Raw genomic sequence first — 15,126 nt, forward strand, 5'->3', positions numbered from 1 at the left:
GTTTGGTTCAACCATGGTCAGGACACGCGCCGCCGGACTTCCGCCGACCGCAGGGCGGATCGGAACATCGGTCCGATGACGCCGACGAGCCCGTCGGGCCGCGCCACGACGGCGTGCGCCGCGCTGCCGAACACGTGGCGAAGCGAGGCGACGTCGACACTGGCCCCGACGGTCAGGCATACACAGCCGATTCCCCGCCTGCGGGCCTCGGTCAGCGCCCGCCGCGCGTCGGCCGCGCCGTACCCGAGTTCGTACCCGTGGTCGTAGGCCAGCCCGTCCGACAGCACGACCAGCAGGCGGCGCGAGGTTCCGCCGCTGCGCTCCAGCACCGCGGAGCCGTGCCGGACGGCCGCACCCAGCCGCGAATAGGACGCCGGCTCGAGGCTGTTGAGCCGCTTCAGCGTGCGCGAGTCGAGGTGCTCGTCGAAACGCTTGACGGGAGTCACGTTCACCGCCGAACGCCCCTGCGAGTTGTAGGCGTAGAGCGCGACGCGGTCACCGAGATCGTGCAGCGCCACCACCAGGTTGGCCGCGGCCACGCGCTGCTGCTGGTGCACGGTCCGCCCGAGCGTGCCCGCTTCGGCCGCGGATCCCGAGACGTCGAGGAGCACCAGCACCGACAGGTCGCGGCGCCTGCGCAGGCTGTCGAGGTACACCGCTTCGTCGGGCACCGAGCCGGCCGCGAGTTCGACACGGGCCTCGACGGCGGCGTCGATGTCGATGTCGTCGCCCTGCGGCTGGCGATGCCGCCGGTGCAGTCCCATGCCCAGTCGAGCGAGAGGACGCCGCACCGCCAGCGCGTCGTCGATCTCGGCCGACGCCGACGGGTCGAGTCGCGCCGGTATCTCACGAACCGTGCACCAGTCCGCCCGGTAGCGCCGACGGTTGACGTCCCACTCCGGATACGTGACTCCCCCGGCCGTCACGTCGGCACCGTCGTCGGACTGCGCCGCGGCAGCGGACATCACCGCGTGGGTGCTGCGATTGGACGAGTTCGTGCGGTGCGTCGGACTGTCCGCCCCCGGCGGCCCGCCGCTGGTACCGCTCGACCGCGCCGACCCCAGCATCTTCTTGAGCCACTTGCCGATGAACCCGCCCCCGCCGACAGGACTGCTGAACAGATCCGGCCCGCCGTCGGCGTCGGCCGGCTCCCCGTCGTCGAGTTCCTCGAGGTCGCGCTTCGCATCGCGGCGCGGGATGTGACCGACGCTCTCGTCGGCTTTCCGGGCGCCCGCCTTCTCGCATGCGGCGAGCACCTGCTTCACGCGGAGCACGCCGAACCACGGCGGCGGATCGGGCAGCGGCGCCGCGGAGTGCGCTATCGCCAGGGACTCCGCCGCCGAGTCGCTGCGCGCCGCGACCTCCGCGTCGGCCAGGGTGGCCAGCCTCCCCGGCAGCACGTCGGCGCAGGCCGCGAGCGCCCGGTGACCCTCGAGCAGCAGGTAGCGCTGCGCCAGCTTCGGCCTGCGGGACAGTTCGCGGACCACGTCGGCATCGAGGCTGCCCGCGGCGATCAGGCACGCCTGCACCGCCAGCGCGCGGAGGCCGCCGCGGGTGTCCGCGGTGGCGTCCAGATGAATGCTCTGGCCGTCCGTCCACGCCGGTTCGCCCGGTTCGAGCGACAGCACGGCGACGGCACGACCCGCCAGCGCGGAGGCGGTCATGGCCCATCCGGCCACGCGCTCGGCACCCCCGCGTTCAACCACGCACTCACCTCCGCAGGCATCCGTTGACCAAATATCTGTTCCAACGTAAGGTCCCGTCCCAACCGCAGTCAATCGTGGGCTGGAGCTCAGTGGACTTCTCATACCCGACGGAGGCCGAGCGATTCCGCAAGGAGTTGCGCTCGTGGCTCGCCGCCAACCTCACCGACGACGTGATCGACGCCGGCAGGAACCCCGGCGCCGACCCGGCGGCGTTCGACACGCTGCGCCGGTGGAACGCCACGATGGCCGACGCCGGCTGGGCCGCGGTGTCCTGGCCTGCGGCCTACGGAGGTCGCGGTGCATCGGTGCTCGAGCAGTTGGTGTACGCCGAGGAAACGACGAAGTGTCGAGTTCCCAACCCGCTCAACATCATCGGGATCAACAACATCGCACCGGCGATCATGCAGTACGGCACCGATCAGCAGAAGACCGACCTGCTGCGCCGCATGCTGCGCGCCGACGACATCTGGTGCCAGGGCATGTCCGAACCGGAATCCGGGTCGGATCTCGCCTCGCTGCGGACCAGGGCGGTGCGGGATGGCGATCACTTCGTGGTCAACGGGCAGAAGATCTGGACATCGCTGGGGCACCGGGCCGACTGGTGTCAGCTCTACGTCCGCACCGATCCGGATGTGCGCAAGCACGAGGGCATCTCGTGCTTCATCGTCGACATGTCACTGCCGGGTATCGAGGCCCGACCCCTGGTCACGCTCAACGGTGACGAGGATTTCGCCGAGGTGTTCTTCACCGACGTCCGAGTGCCGGCCGACGCACTGCTCGGTCCGCTGCACGGCGGCTGGCAGGTGGCGACCACGACGTTGTCCCACGAACGCGCGGCGGCGGCACGGCTGTACTCCGAACTGCAGGTCCGGCTCGCCGATCTCGTCACCGACCTGCAAACCGCCAGGGTCGGACGGCGGCCTGCGCTCGAGGACCCGGTGACCCTGCATCGCATCGGCGAACTCGCCGCGCGGGTGAAGTTCCTGGAAGTCCTGTGCCAGCGCTCGATCTCGGCGATCCTGCACGGTGGCGACGCCTACTCCACGGCCGGCCTCGCGAAGTCGATCTGGGGTGAGATCGGGCAGGACCTCGCCGCGCTGGCGTTCGACGTGCTCGGTCCCCGCGGCAGCGCGAAGTGGGCCGACTTCCGGTTGACCGCACGGGCGTTGACGATCGCCGGCGGCACGACGCAGATCACCAAGAACATCACCGCGCAACGCGTCCTGGGTTTGCCGAAGCCGCGATGAGCGCATGCGCGAGGAGCGGACGATCATGAACCTCGAACCGACCGGCGAACAGCGGGAACTCCGCGCCACCGTGCGCCGCTTCCTGGGCGAGCACGCCTCGGTCGCCGGGCACGTGCGCCCCTGGATCGACGGCGTTCGCTCACCGGATGTGTGGCACGGTCTCGCCGAGCTCGGCGCCACCGGCCTGTTGGTTGCCGAGGAGTTCGGCGGCACCGGTCTGTCGATGACCGACGCGGTCATCGTCGCCGAGGAGACGGGCGCGGCGCTGCTGCCCGAGCCGTGGCTGTCGAGCGCCGTCGCCGCACCGCGCGCCGTCCACCGGTTCGACGCCGAGCTCGCGTCGGCCGACCTGCTCCGCGGCATCGCCGACGGCGCGATCACCGCAGCCGTCATGTTGGGCGATACCCCCGTGGACGCCGACGTCGTCTTGAGCACCGCCCCGCACCCCGACGGGGAGGCGCTGTACCGCGGGGAGGAACTACTCGGCACCGCCCCGAGCGGCGCCGTTGCCGCGCTCACCGACGACGTGTTCATCGCGACGGCGGCGGACGCCCTCGGAGCGGCACAGCGACTGCTCGACACCGTCGTGGAGTACGCCAAGAAGCGCACTCAGTTCGGTCAGCCGATCGGCGGCTTCCAGTCCGTCGCACACCTGTGTGTCGACATGTTCGAAACCGTCGAACTGACGCGCAGCGGGGTGCTACACGCGGCGTGGGCAGCAGACGAAGGCGACGCCGAGGAACGTCACGTCGCAGCGTGGCGACTCAAAGCCTTCGCCTCACGACTCGCCTCGGTCGGAGACATCGCCGTCCAGCTCTTCGGCGGCATCGGCTTCACCTGGGAGCACGATACCCACCTATACCTCAGGCGGCTGCTGTCGTGGAGTTCCCTGCTCGGCGGCTCCGATCCTTACCTCGAGGAGGTCGGTGATCTCTTCGTGAAATCCGTTGTAGGGAACGCATACTCGTGATCGACTTCACCGGACAGACCGCCGTGGTGACGGGCGCGGGCCGAGGGCTCGGCCGCCTGTACGCACTCGAGCTCGCACGGCGCGGGGCCGCCGTGGTCGTCAACGATCTCGGCGGGACGATGCACGGCGCCGGTTCGGACGCCAGCGTGGCCGACGAGGTGGTCGCCGAGATCACCGCGGCCGGCGGCACTGCCGTCGCCTCTTACGATTCGGTCGACAGCCCCGAAGGCGGCCGGGCGATCGTGGACTCGGCCTTGGACGCCTTCGGCCGCCTGGACGTCGTGGTGAGCAACGCGGGCATCTTCAACAGCATCCCGTTCGAGGAGATCACTCCGGAGAACTGGCGACAGATGTTGAGCGTCCACCTCGACGGCGGCTTCTATGTCAGCCAACCGGCCTACCGGGCGATGATGCGGCAGAAGTACGGCCGCTTCGTGTTCATCTCGTCGTCCGCAGGCAACTTCGGCCAGCCGATGGAAGCGCACTACGCCGCCGCCAAAACGGGGCTGGTCGGCCTGTCCAACGTCATCGCCATCGAGGGTGCCGCGCACGGCATAGCCTCCAACACCGTTCTCCCCACCGGATTCTCGCGAATGGTCACCGAGACGGTCGGCGACGAGAAGTTCCTCACCGAGTCGGGCTTCATGCGCGCGATCCGGCCCGAACTCGTGGTGCCCCTCGTGGTGTTCCTGGCCAGCAGCGCCTGTGAGTTCACCCACCGCAACTACTCGGCCAGCGCCGGCCGTTACGCGCGAGCCTTCATGGGTCTCGGCGAGGGCTGGCTAGCCGACTCGTCGGGCGATCCGACCGCGGACGACATTCTCGCGCACCTCGACGAGGTGTCGGCCACCGCACGTTTCATCATCCCGGACTCGATCGTCGACGAGGTGCTCGAGGTCTGCGATCGCCTCGGCATCAGCCCCATGCCCGACAACGCCGAGGTTGACTTCCCCGCACCGACGAGTCGATAGGCGGGGACCGCAATGCGCTACCAGCACTACCTGCTGAATGACACCGTCGACGTCGACTGGGACGCCGCCCACGCCGAGACCTACTACCTGTTCGTCGGGACGGATCGCGAACCGGCGAGCCACATGACGATATCGGGCGGGCGCTCCGTGTCCGCGGTTCACGCGCCGACGAAGGACCGCACCGATCCGTCCTACCTGCGCCCGCTGACGCTCACCGGCAGCGGGTAACCCCGAATAACCGGCGCGCGTCGGTAGACTTCGACCTCTGAGAACGTTCGGCGACAGCGATGATTGACGGGAGGCGATGACCGTGGCCCAGCCGTCATCTGCGCCGGCTGAGAACGGATATCCCGACGCGACGCGCCGAACCGAGATCCTGAAGACCGCGAACACCGTGATCGCGGCGTCCGGACTGCGCACGTCGCTGCAGCAGATCGCCGACGCCGCCGGCATCCTGGCCGGCAGCCTCTACCACCACTTCGAGTCCAAGGAAGCCATCCTCGTCGAGCTGATCAGGCGCTACCACGCCGAGCTCGACCGCATCGGGGAGACCGCGCTGGCACGGCTCGACGAACCGGACCCTCGCCCGATCTCCGAACAGATCATCGAGCTGGGCTGCGCCATCGCCCGCTGTGCCGTCGAGCACCGCGCCGCACTGCAGATGTCGTTCTTCGAGGGACCGAGCGCCGACCCCGAACTCATGGAGTTGACGCGGCGCAAACCCGCCGCCATCCAGGCGGCGATGCTGCAACTGCTGCGCGCGGGGCGCTGGAGTTCCTACATCCGCTCCGACGTCGACCTGCCGACGCTGTCCGACCGTATCTGTCAGAGCATGCTGCACGTCGGCCTCGACGTGATTCGGCACAAGGCGTCCAGCGATCAGGTCGCGACGGTGCTCTGCCGCCTGCACCTCGACGGCCTCTCAGCGGAGATCCCCACCGACTCGGCGTTGGACAAGTCCGCTGCCTTCGCCGTCGTCGACGAGATCGTCAAGACGTGGTCCGAGGCCGACGATGCCGACGACAAGGTCCGCCACGTGCGCGCGGTGGCTCGTGCTGAATTCGGTCGTCGCGGATACGAGATGACGACGATCCGGGACATCGCATCCGCAGCCGGCCTCGGCACCGGCACCGTCTACCGCGTCATCGGCTCCAAGGAGGAGCTGTTGATGTCGATCATGCTGTCGTTCGGGCAGAAGGTCGGCGGGGCGTGGGAGGCGATCCTCGCCTGCGATTCCAGCCCGACTGAGAAACTGGACGCGCTGAGCTGGCTGAACGTCTGTGCGCTGGACTACTTCCCCGATGAGTTCCGCATTCAGCTGGCGTGGATGCGACAGACCCCACCCGACGTTGCGGAGCCGGGGTGGTCCTACACGACGCGCCTGCGACAGATGAAATCGCTGCTGTCCGAGGGCATGGCATCGGGTGAGCTGCGCATCGACACCCCGAACATCGACATTCTGACGCGCTGCGTCATCGGCGTGCAGTGGGTGCCGGAGAACATCCTGCGCGAGATCGGCGTGCGGCAGGCGCTCATCCTGGAGCGCGATACGGTGTTGCGCGGCATCGTTATTCGCCAGGACTAGCCGTCCGTCTTCGGCGTCAGGATGAACGGCATCTCGATCGCCAACCATTGATTGACGCCACACGCGCCGCTCGGGCCGACGGTCTTGTCCCACCCGACTAGCCGAGTGGGGTTCAGGAAGTCGCGATAGAACGAGAAGTACTGCTCCCCCGGCGCGGTGGAGCCATCCGGGCACGTCATCCATCCGTCGATGGTGTGTACGGCGCGCCAGCGGTTGTCGAGGTACGTCAGCTTCGCCTCCCAGCCGCGGTCACTGACCACACGGCCGGTGCACTCCAGATAGTTCTGGCAGGTCGACTCCACCGTCCACGTGGTCGTCACCGACTCCTCGTCCTTGTCCCGGTCGTTGGTCTTGGCCTGCTGTCCGTTCGAGAACGCGGTGAACACGCCGTTGAGTTCGATGTCGCTGTAGTCGGTATCGGCTCCGGCGGGCGCGGCGTGCGTGAACGCCGCAGCGGCAACGATCGCTATCCGAATCAGGTTACGCTGCAATGTGTTCGCTCCTTCACCGAGCTATCGGGGTAAGACGAGATCCTGCCAGCTGGCCGGCTTTCCCACGACGAGGTCGGCCTGCCGAACCGAGGTGCCGTCGGGGGTCAGGTAGCGCCCGGTCTGCGGGTCGTACTCGGCGAAGGCGACCGGAGGCGCGTCGGCGGGCGCGAACGCGCTCGGCGCGGCACCGGGCGGCAGCGGCGTCCCCTCGATCGGTGCGGTCAGATGCTGTTCCCCTGGCACCCGGCGCTCAAGCGGAACGCCCTGCGCGACCAGGTTCGGGTCGAACGGTGGTGGTCCCAGCGCGTGTTGCCGCATGGCCAGGGGCTCGTACGGTTTGTCGCTGTCGCATATCTCGACCGTGGGCGCCCGCTTGCCGGGGTGACCCATGCACGGGAAGTTCCGCGCCCCGCGGACGGCGATCGGCGAGTCCTGGGGCAGCTTGCAGTAGAGACCGTCGGGGGTGTCGATCACGGTCGTGTCGGCGGGCGAACGCCATTGCGATGGCGGAAGGAACCCGACCGTGCACGCCGGCGGATCGTCGACGGCCACCCGGAAGTCGCCGACCACCTGCCCCGCCGCGTTGTTGATGGGCCGCTCGGCCTGATAGAAGGCGGCGGACGGTGGCAGCAGCACCAGCAACTGCTCGAGACCGGGACGATACGTGACGCCGATCTGGCCCAGGGTCGCCAGGTTCGCAAGCAGGATCGGCAGGGTCGGCTTGACCTGATCGAGTAGGCCGGTGACCTCGGACACCAGGCCGGGACCCGAGGCCAGGATGTTGCGCACAGCGGGGTCGTTGTCCGCTATCGACCCGGTGATCCCGGCGAGGCTTCTCGCCCAGGTCCTGGTGGCATCGGCCGACTGCGCCTGCCCGTCGAGTAACGGCCCGCTGTCATCGATCAGGGCTCGGGTCTGCTCGGACACCCCGTTGAGATCACGCGACAGCGTCGACGCGGCATCCACGATCGTCTCGAGATCGTCACCCGCGCCGTTCAATCCGGTGAAGGTCTCATCCAGCAGGTCGCTGAGCCGGTCCTTGGGAAGGCTGCCCACCAGCGCGCTGACCCGGTCGAGCATCAGCCCGACGGGCTGCGGAACGCTGGTGTTCGCCATCGAGATCACCGCACCGTCCGAGAGATAACCGCGCGACGTCGAGCGCGGCAGCAGATCGATGTACTGCTCGCCCACCGCGGACATGCTGCGCACGGCGACGTCGAGGTCCGCGGGTATCCGAGGATCGGACTCCAGCGACATCGTCGCCCGCGCACCGGTATCGGTGAGGTCGACGGCCGTGACCTTTCCGACCGTCACACCCCGGTAGGTGACGTTGGCGAACCGGTACAGCCCGCCCAACGCGGGGAGTTCAACCGTCACGGTGATGCGGCCGATCCCCAGGAGGGTCGGCACCTGCAGGTAGGTGGTCAGCATCGCGGTGATGCCGATGATCGAGGCGATCGTGAAGACCGCCAACTGGATTCGGATGAAGCGTGTCAGCATCAGCCCCACCCCTGATTGAACGGGAACGTGCGCGCGGGACTGTCGGGCGGGATGCCGATGTCGATCCCCGTGGGCAGTGGCGCGCGCACCGGGGGTGACGGCGGGTTGGCCACGGGCGCGGCAAGCGGGTTGACGGTGTAGAACCACTCGTAACCGGGGTCGCCGGGGGCCGGGACCGTCGGCATGTTCGGGTTGCCCCAGCGCGTGCCGAGAGGCAGGGTCTTGGTGGTCCGGTTCCGTGTCAGGTCAATGGTCACGAACAGGTTCATGTAGTCACCACGCAACCCGCGATCGATGGTGCTCTGCCCGAACGGGAACACCGTGGCGTAGGCGAGGGCCTCGTCGATCTCGGGTCCGACGTCGGCCAGCGACTTCAGGGTCGGCACCAGATTCCGCAGATTGCGGACGAGGTCGGCCCGAGTGTCGTTGACGGTGGTGGTCGCCGCGTCCCCGAAGGCGCCGAGCCGGTCCAGCGCCGCCGTCAGGTTCGGCCGTTGCCGCTCGAGCACGTCCAGGGCGGCCGGCAGCTTCTCGAGAGTCGTCGTCAGCACCTGGTTCTGGCTCGACAGCGTGCCCGACAGCCGGTCGAGTGCCCTGAGGGAGGCGATGACGTTGTCGCGCTGTCTGGCGAAGACGCCGATGAACCGGTCGAGACGCGTCAGCAGGTCGCGCGCTTCCACCTCGCGGCCCGAGAACGCCTCGCTGAGGTTGTGCACGATGTCGCCGACCTGACCGAGTCCGCCGGCGTTGACGATCGTGGACAGCGACGACAGCGTCTGCTCGGTCGACGGGTAGGTCGACGTGCTCCCGAGCGGAATCGTCGCCCCGCTGTCGAGCCGGCCCCGGGGTCGCTCCCCCAGCGGCGGGTCGAGCGCCAGGTGCATCGAGCCCAGCAGGCTGGTTTGGCCCACCGTCGCGGTGACGTTGGCGGGCACGACGACGTCGGCCTGCACGTGCACGTCGACGACCGCCTTCCAGTCGTCCACCCGCATGGCGCCCACGCTGCCCACCACGACGTCGTCGATCATGACCGGCGAGTTCGATTCCAGCGTGCCGATGTTGGCCACCTGTACAACGAACGTCTGACTGTCAGCGCCGCGCCCCAACGTGCCGGGCAGCGGTAGCGAGTTGATCCCCGAACACGCGGACAGACATGTGGTCGCTACTGCGCCGAGCGCGAGAATCGCTCTTCTGGCACGGATCACGGCGGAGTACCTCCTGCGGGTACGTCAGCGGGGGGTGGATCGGGAGCCTCGGCGGGCAGCGGGCCGGCCGGCAGCAGCATTCCCTGAAGGTCCGGCGGCGGACCGGGCGGCGGGCCGTAACCCGGCGGCGGAGGTACGTCGCCGCCCAGGCCCGTGTACGCGGACACCGACGGCGGTGACTCGATCTGCGCGGGTGTGCCCGACGCACCCGGCATCAGCGCGGGATCGGAGTAGATCAGATCCTCGGGGCCGGGAGCCGAGGTCAGCACGGGACTGAACGGGAACGGCAGGTAGTTGAGGCTCACGCTGTCCAAGGCGGGTCCGAGCGTCTGATTGCACAGCTTGCCGGTCGTCGTGGCGGTAACGTTCTCGATCGCCCCCAGCATGCCGCACAGCAGGAGCTTGGGGTTCGAGAGGTTGCTCAAGACGAACACGCCGGTTGCACCCCCGGTCCGCGGATCGAAGATGTTGTACTGGTTGGCGATTGCGGTCGGAGCGACGTGCAACACCTGCTCGAGATCCTTGCGGTGGTCGACCATGTTCTGCGTCACGTTGTTCAGTCGCTGGATCTGCTCGACGGTGTGATCGCGGGTGCCCTTGACGAAGCGCTGAACCTCACCGATGACGTCGGAGACGTTGCGCAGTGCGGCGTCCAGGTCCGAGCGGCTGCCGTCGACGACGCTCGTCAGCGTGGCGAGCCGATCCTGGAACTGGATGATCTGCTGGTTGCTGTCGCGCAGCGTGGAGATGAACTTCTGCAGACTGGCGATGATGTCGACGAGATTCCCGCTGCCACTGGACATGATTCGGGAGATACCCGCGAGTTCGCGGAGCGTCGCGCGCAACTTCGCCCCGTTGCCGTCGTCCATGGCGTTGGCCGCGCTGTCGACGAATCGCGTCACCGCGGTGCCGGAGACGTCGCCGTTCGGACCGAGTTCGGTGGCGAGCCTGGTCAATTGGTCCTTGACCTGATCCCATTCCACGGGGACGGCGGTCCTGTCGAGCGGGATCGCGTCACCGTCGCGGAGGACGGCACCGGTGTCGCGATAAGCGGGGGTCAACTGAACGTAGCGCGATGACACCAGGTTCTGGGCGACGATGATCGCACTGGCCTCTGCGGGCACCGACACCCCGTGATCGACCTCGAGTGTCAAGGTCGCCTGCGTGACATCGGGCCGGATCGACTCGATGGTGCCGACCTTGACACCCGATACTCGGACCTCGTCACCGGGGTAGATACCGGTGGCGTTCGCGAACACCGCGGTCAGCCGTGTCGGTCCGAAGTACGTGGCCCGGACCACGACACAGGTGCCCGCCACCAGCAGACACGCCAGCAACCCCGCCAGCGCTGAGCGGATCCGAGCGCGCGTCACGGGACCGGCCTCATCGGGATGTTGTTGTACGGGATCGGCAGTTCGGCGCGGGGTCCCGCGTTGTCGGGGGGCTGACCCGCGTCGGTCCCCCGACGGAAGCCGAAGGCGTAGTCGAAGAAGGGCTGCAGGGTCTGCGCGAGGTCGAGGTTGGCCACCAAAGCGTTGTAACCGGGCCCGTTGGCGACGGTCTCGCCGACGGTGACCTGGTACTTGGCGAGCCCGGGCAGCGCCTTATTGATGTTGTCGCGATTCTCCTCGAGCATGGCCGTGACGGAGTTCAACTTCTCGAGCGTGGGCGCCAGCTCGGCCTCGTTGTCCGCGACGATTCCGCGGAGGTGCAACGCCAGGGCCGAGGTGTCGTTGAGCAGGTTGACGATCGCCTGGCGCCGCTCCACGAGGACCGCCAGCAGATCGTTTCCGTTGAGCAGCAGCGTGTTCAACTGGTCGCTGCGCCGGGCGAGGATCGCGGTCACGTCGCCGGCGTTGGCGAGCAACTCGGTGACCTGTTCGTTGCGCCCGTTGATCGTCGCCGACAGCCGCGTCAGCCCGTCGAACGTCGGGCCCAGCTGAGGAGCGATCCGGTCGATGGTCGTGCTGAGCGTGTCGAGCGACTGGTTCAGCGCGGCGAAATCGGTGTCCGCGGTGTTCTCGGTGAGTTCGGTGACGGCCTCCGTCAGCGAGTAGGGCGAAGCAGTGCGGTCCAACGGGATCGCGTCGCGCGGACGCATGAGGTCGTCCCCGAAGGACTCGACGGTCAAAACCCGTTCGCCGAGAAGCGTTCCGGTGCGGATGTGTGCGGTGCTTCGGTCACCGAGCGTGACTCCACCGGCGACCGTGAAGTCGACGAGCGCATCTCCCCGGCTCAGCGACACGGAGGTCACGCTGCCGACTTTGACGCCCGCGATCTTCACGTCCGCGCCCGCGGCCAGTCCACCGGCCTCGGCGAACACCGCTTGATAGCGGATCGCACCGGCCCAGTTGATGATCCGCTCGGGCTGTAGGCCGATGGCGATCACCAGCACGACGAGCACCACGCCCATGAAGCCGGCGCGGACCAGGTGCATGCCTCGGTACTTGATCATGCCGTCTCCGCACACCTTCCGCCCTGCTGGTGGAAGACCTGGAACTCCGCGGTCTTGTTGTCGAGATCGCTGACGCGGATGGCGATCGAGCAGATGTAGTAGTTGATGAAGCTGCCGTAGGCACCGAGGCGCACCAACTTCCGGTAGTTCTCCGGAGCCTTCTCCAGCGCCGTGTCCAACCGGTCCTTCTTGATGTCCAGATTGGGCGCCAACCGGTTGAGTTGATCGACCGTGTCGGCCAGTGGTTGACGAGCCTCCGACATCAGGTCGACGAGCGACGCGGTACCGCTGCTCAACGAGTCGATGGCCACTCCTATCGGCTCCCTGTCCCGCGACAGACCCGTGAGGAGCCGCTCGAGGCCGTCGATGGTGGCGGAGAACTCGTCTCCGTCGTTCGCGAGTGTCGCCATCGCCACGTTGAGGTTGTCGATCAGGCTCTGGACGGTTTCACCGTTGTCCGCAAGCGCGTTCGTGAACGTCGAGGCCTGAGAGAACAGCGACTCGACGGTGCCGCCCTGGCCCTGCATGATCTGAATCAGCGAAGCGGACAACGCGTTCACGTCGCTCGGGTTGAGTCCCTGGATGACCGGCTTGAGACCGCCGAGCAGCAGATCGAGATCGAGCGCCGGAGCCGTCCGTTCGGCGGGGATTTCCGTGCCGGGATGCACGATCGCGGTGTCACCGGGTCCGTCGGCGAGTTCGAGATAACGATCTCCGACCAGGTTGAGATATCGAACCGCGGCGGTGGTGCCCGTCGTGAGGACGATGCTGCGGTCCGCGTCGAACGTGACGGCGACGTCCTTCTGCGGCCTCAGGTCGACGGCCGTGACCGTGCCGATTCGGATTCCCGACACGCGCACCGAATCCCCCGGCCTCAGGCTCGACGCGTCCGTGAACACCGCCCTGTACTCGTTCGTGGAACCGCCGCGGTACTGACCGAACACCATCACCAGACACGCCGTCAGCACGGTCATCACCAGGGTGAAGACGCCGAATTTCCAGACGGCGCCGTTGTGTCGGTTCACCCTGGCTGCCCGATCTGCGCGCTGTTGCGCGGCGGGCCGGGATTCGGGCCGAAGAGCGCCTCCTTGAGGCCGGCAGAATTGAGCATGATGCCCGGACCGTTGCGCTCCCACGGGTTCGCACCCGTGTCGGCGACCACCCACGGCGGTCGCGCCATGAACGGCACACGCGGCATGTAGGTGCACTGCGGCCCGCCCGTCGCACCGACCTTCGGCAGATCGTCCGGGTAGTGCCAGGGCTCATTCGCCCATAGGAAACCCGTCATCACCTCGACGCCCGGATGCTTCAGCCGCGGGCTGATCGCCAATGGCAGCAGTCCCGCGATGCCGCAGTACAGCGCCTCCTCGTACTGCGCGGTCAGATCCGTCAGCGGCGCGAGCATGCGCACGGTGTCCGTCAGCGGGCCGCGAGTCGCGGTGAGCACCTCGGAACCGACGTCACCGAGTCCGATGACGCCGACCAGCAGGGCGTCCAGGTCGGTCTGCTGGTCGACGACGGTCTGACTCAGCGTGTTCGAGTTGGCTGCTGCCTGAAGCAGATCCGGAGCCGCGTCGGCGAACGACTCGAGTGCCGCGGGCATGGCGGTGAGGTCGTGCTCGAGGTTGGGCAGGCTGCCCTCGATCGCCGCGAGATAACCGTTGAGATCCACGATGGCCTGGCCGAAGTCGTGCCCGCGCCCGTGCAGCGCAGCGGCGATCGCTCCGAGCGTCTGGTTGAGCTTCTCGGGTTCGATGGACGACAACACGGAGGTGAGTTGTTCGAACACCGTGTTGATCTCGACGGTGACGCTCTGCGCCTCGAGAACCTGGCCGGCGTGCATCCTCTCCGCGGCGGGAACGCTCGGCGGAATCAGTTGAACGAACTTCGAGCCGAATACCGTCGTCGATCCGATGTCGACCGTCACGTTCGACGGAATCCTCGGCAGCTTCGCCGGATCCATCGCAAGACGCAGAACCGCCGTGCCGTCGGATCGCTCCTCGATCGACTCGACCCGCCCGACCTGGACGCCGCGCATCTTGACCTTGGCGTCGGGGTTCATCACCAAACCGGCGCGTGGGGACACCACGGTGACGGAGGTGGTCGACGAGAGGTCGCCTCGGAACAGTGCGACGGCGAAGACCGCGATCAACGCGATCGACACCACCATGGCGAGGCCGGCGGCGGGGCGCAGCCACGGTCGGGACCGTCGCCTCGCCGAGACTCCGCTATGCGCTCCCGTCATGGGCGTGGTCGACCTCCGAGGGGCTTGTCGTCAGTTCCACGGGCTCCGACTCTCCCCGCCGGTGGAGCCTGCCGAACTTTACGATAGAACGGATATTTGGTCAATCCTGATTTGGGCGGTCGCCCAACAATAGTCGTGCCTGGCCGGTTCTAGCTGCATAATCACAGTTATGCTCCGCGTCCCCGCTGTGAAACTGACCCTAACATCTGGTCTGGTGAACGCAGAGCGATGACCACGTCGGCCACCATCGGCGGCACCCTACATCGGCCAATCCGCAGCGGCTCGAAGCGCAGTTCGCAGCACGTACCGTCGCCAGCCGTCGCCCGCCGGGTCCATCGTCCAGCGCCGAGGCGATGCGCCCGAAGATCCAGGAGCTGGTCGCTGCCGGTGCCGTCTCTGGTGATCTCCCTGCTGTTGGGGGTGCGGCGATGAACGGCGTCATCATGCTGCAGGCGGGGCACGAGACCACGGCCAGCATGATCTCACTGGGAATGCCTGCGCTGCTTCAGCATCCGGCCCAACTGACCCGTTTGCGCGACACCGCTGACGACACCGTCGTCGCCAACGTCGTCGAGGAGCTCACGCGCTACCTCACCATCGTGCACAGTCTCGTCGAACGGGTCGCGCTCGAGGACCTGACGATCGCCGGCCAGCTGATTCGCGCGGGCGACCGGGTGCTGATGAGCCTGCCCGCAGGCAACTGGGACGGCGCGTTCGTCGACCCCCCGGAGACGCTCGACGTCGACCGCAG

The 15,126-nt window shown here is 67.7% G+C and carries 13 protein-coding genes and 1 pseudogene; 6 read left to right on the forward strand and 8 right to left on the reverse strand.

Translation table 11 applies throughout. The features are described from left to right. Window positions 1–17 precede the first annotated feature (17 nt). The gene (locus tag NM203_RS12170; protein WP_408633332.1) at window positions 18–1,706 is read right to left on the reverse strand and encodes a nitric oxide reductase activation protein NorD; all 1,689 of its coding nucleotides are present in this window, start codon (window positions 1,704–1,706) and stop codon (window positions 18–20) included. 89 nt (window positions 1,707–1,795) lie between these two features. Here NM203_RS12170 and NM203_RS12175 point away from each other — a divergent pair, with 89 nt between their 5' ends. From NM203_RS12175 to NM203_RS12195, 5 genes are all read left to right on the forward strand, one after another. Further along, on the forward strand, window positions 1,796–2,953 hold the full coding sequence (locus NM203_RS12175; protein WP_255060182.1) for an acyl-CoA dehydrogenase family protein: 1,158 nt from the start codon (window positions 1,796–1,798) through the stop codon (window positions 2,951–2,953). A gap of 25 nt (window positions 2,954–2,978) precedes the next feature. After that, on the forward strand, window positions 2,979–3,923 hold the full coding sequence (locus NM203_RS12180; protein ID WP_255060183.1) for an acyl-CoA dehydrogenase family protein: 945 nt from the start codon (window positions 2,979–2,981) through the stop codon (window positions 3,921–3,923). Continuing rightward, window positions 3,920–4,894 (forward strand): SDR family NAD(P)-dependent oxidoreductase, encoded by a 975-nt coding sequence (locus tag NM203_RS12185; protein ID WP_255060184.1) that lies wholly within the window; start codon window positions 3,920–3,922, stop codon window positions 4,892–4,894. Before NM203_RS12180 ends, NM203_RS12185 begins: the two co-directional genes overlap by 4 nt. 12 nt (window positions 4,895–4,906) lie before the next feature. Further along, complete coding sequence (locus NM203_RS12190; RefSeq protein WP_255060185.1) at window positions 4,907–5,122, forward strand: hypothetical protein; 216 nt, start codon at window positions 4,907–4,909, stop codon at window positions 5,120–5,122. 82 nt (window positions 5,123–5,204) lie between these two features. Continuing rightward, entirely contained in the window at window positions 5,205–6,479 is a 1,275-nt protein-coding gene (locus NM203_RS12195) for a TetR/AcrR family transcriptional regulator (RefSeq protein ID WP_408633340.1), read from the forward strand. Here the strand turns inward: NM203_RS12195 and NM203_RS12200 are convergent. The 7 genes from NM203_RS12200 to NM203_RS12230 are packed head-to-tail and all read right to left on the reverse strand — an operon-like array spanning window position 6,476 to window position 14,375. Beyond that, complete coding sequence (locus NM203_RS12200) at window positions 6,476–6,970, reverse strand: Rv2253/PknI dimerization domain-containing protein (protein ID WP_255060188.1); 495 nt, start codon at window positions 6,968–6,970, stop codon at window positions 6,476–6,478. The two genes, NM203_RS12195 and NM203_RS12200, sit on opposite strands and share 4 nt — an antisense overlap. A gap of 21 nt (window positions 6,971–6,991) precedes the next feature. Continuing rightward, on the reverse strand, window positions 6,992–8,470 hold the full coding sequence (locus tag NM203_RS12205; RefSeq protein WP_255060190.1) for an MCE family protein: 1,479 nt from the start codon (window positions 8,468–8,470) through the stop codon (window positions 6,992–6,994). Further along, a complete protein-coding gene (locus NM203_RS12210) occupies window positions 8,470–9,675 on the reverse strand; it encodes an MCE family protein (protein ID WP_255060191.1) in 1,206 nt (401 codons plus the stop codon). The genes NM203_RS12205 and NM203_RS12210 overlap by 1 nt, the downstream gene beginning before the upstream one ends. Next, the gene (locus tag NM203_RS12215; protein ID WP_255060192.1) at window positions 9,672–11,048 is read right to left on the reverse strand and encodes an MCE family protein; all 1,377 of its coding nucleotides are present in this window, start codon (window positions 11,046–11,048) and stop codon (window positions 9,672–9,674) included. Before NM203_RS12215 ends, NM203_RS12210 begins: the two co-directional genes overlap by 4 nt. Next, the gene (locus NM203_RS12220; RefSeq protein ID WP_255060193.1) at window positions 11,045–12,130 is read right to left on the reverse strand and encodes an MCE family protein; all 1,086 of its coding nucleotides are present in this window, start codon (window positions 12,128–12,130) and stop codon (window positions 11,045–11,047) included. Before NM203_RS12220 ends, NM203_RS12215 begins: the two co-directional genes overlap by 4 nt. Beyond that, the gene (locus NM203_RS12225; protein WP_255060194.1) at window positions 12,127–13,155 is read right to left on the reverse strand and encodes an MCE family protein; all 1,029 of its coding nucleotides are present in this window, start codon (window positions 13,153–13,155) and stop codon (window positions 12,127–12,129) included. Before NM203_RS12225 ends, NM203_RS12220 begins: the two co-directional genes overlap by 4 nt. Beyond that, complete coding sequence (locus tag NM203_RS12230; protein WP_255060195.1) at window positions 13,152–14,375, reverse strand: MCE family protein; 1,224 nt, start codon at window positions 14,373–14,375, stop codon at window positions 13,152–13,154. Before NM203_RS12230 ends, NM203_RS12225 begins: the two co-directional genes overlap by 4 nt. Before the next feature lie 491 nt (window positions 14,376–14,866). On the opposite strand from NM203_RS12230, the pseudogene NM203_RS33495 reads away from it, so the two are divergent. Next, window positions 14,867–15,061: pseudogene (locus NM203_RS33495) on the forward strand (cytochrome P450); the annotation flags it as partial. Window positions 15,062–15,126: the final 65 nt, after the last annotated feature.

This window comes from Mycolicibacterium arenosum, from assembly GCF_024320865.1.
Lineage (GTDB): Bacteria > Actinomycetota > Actinomycetes > Mycobacteriales > Mycobacteriaceae > Mycobacterium > Mycobacterium arenosum.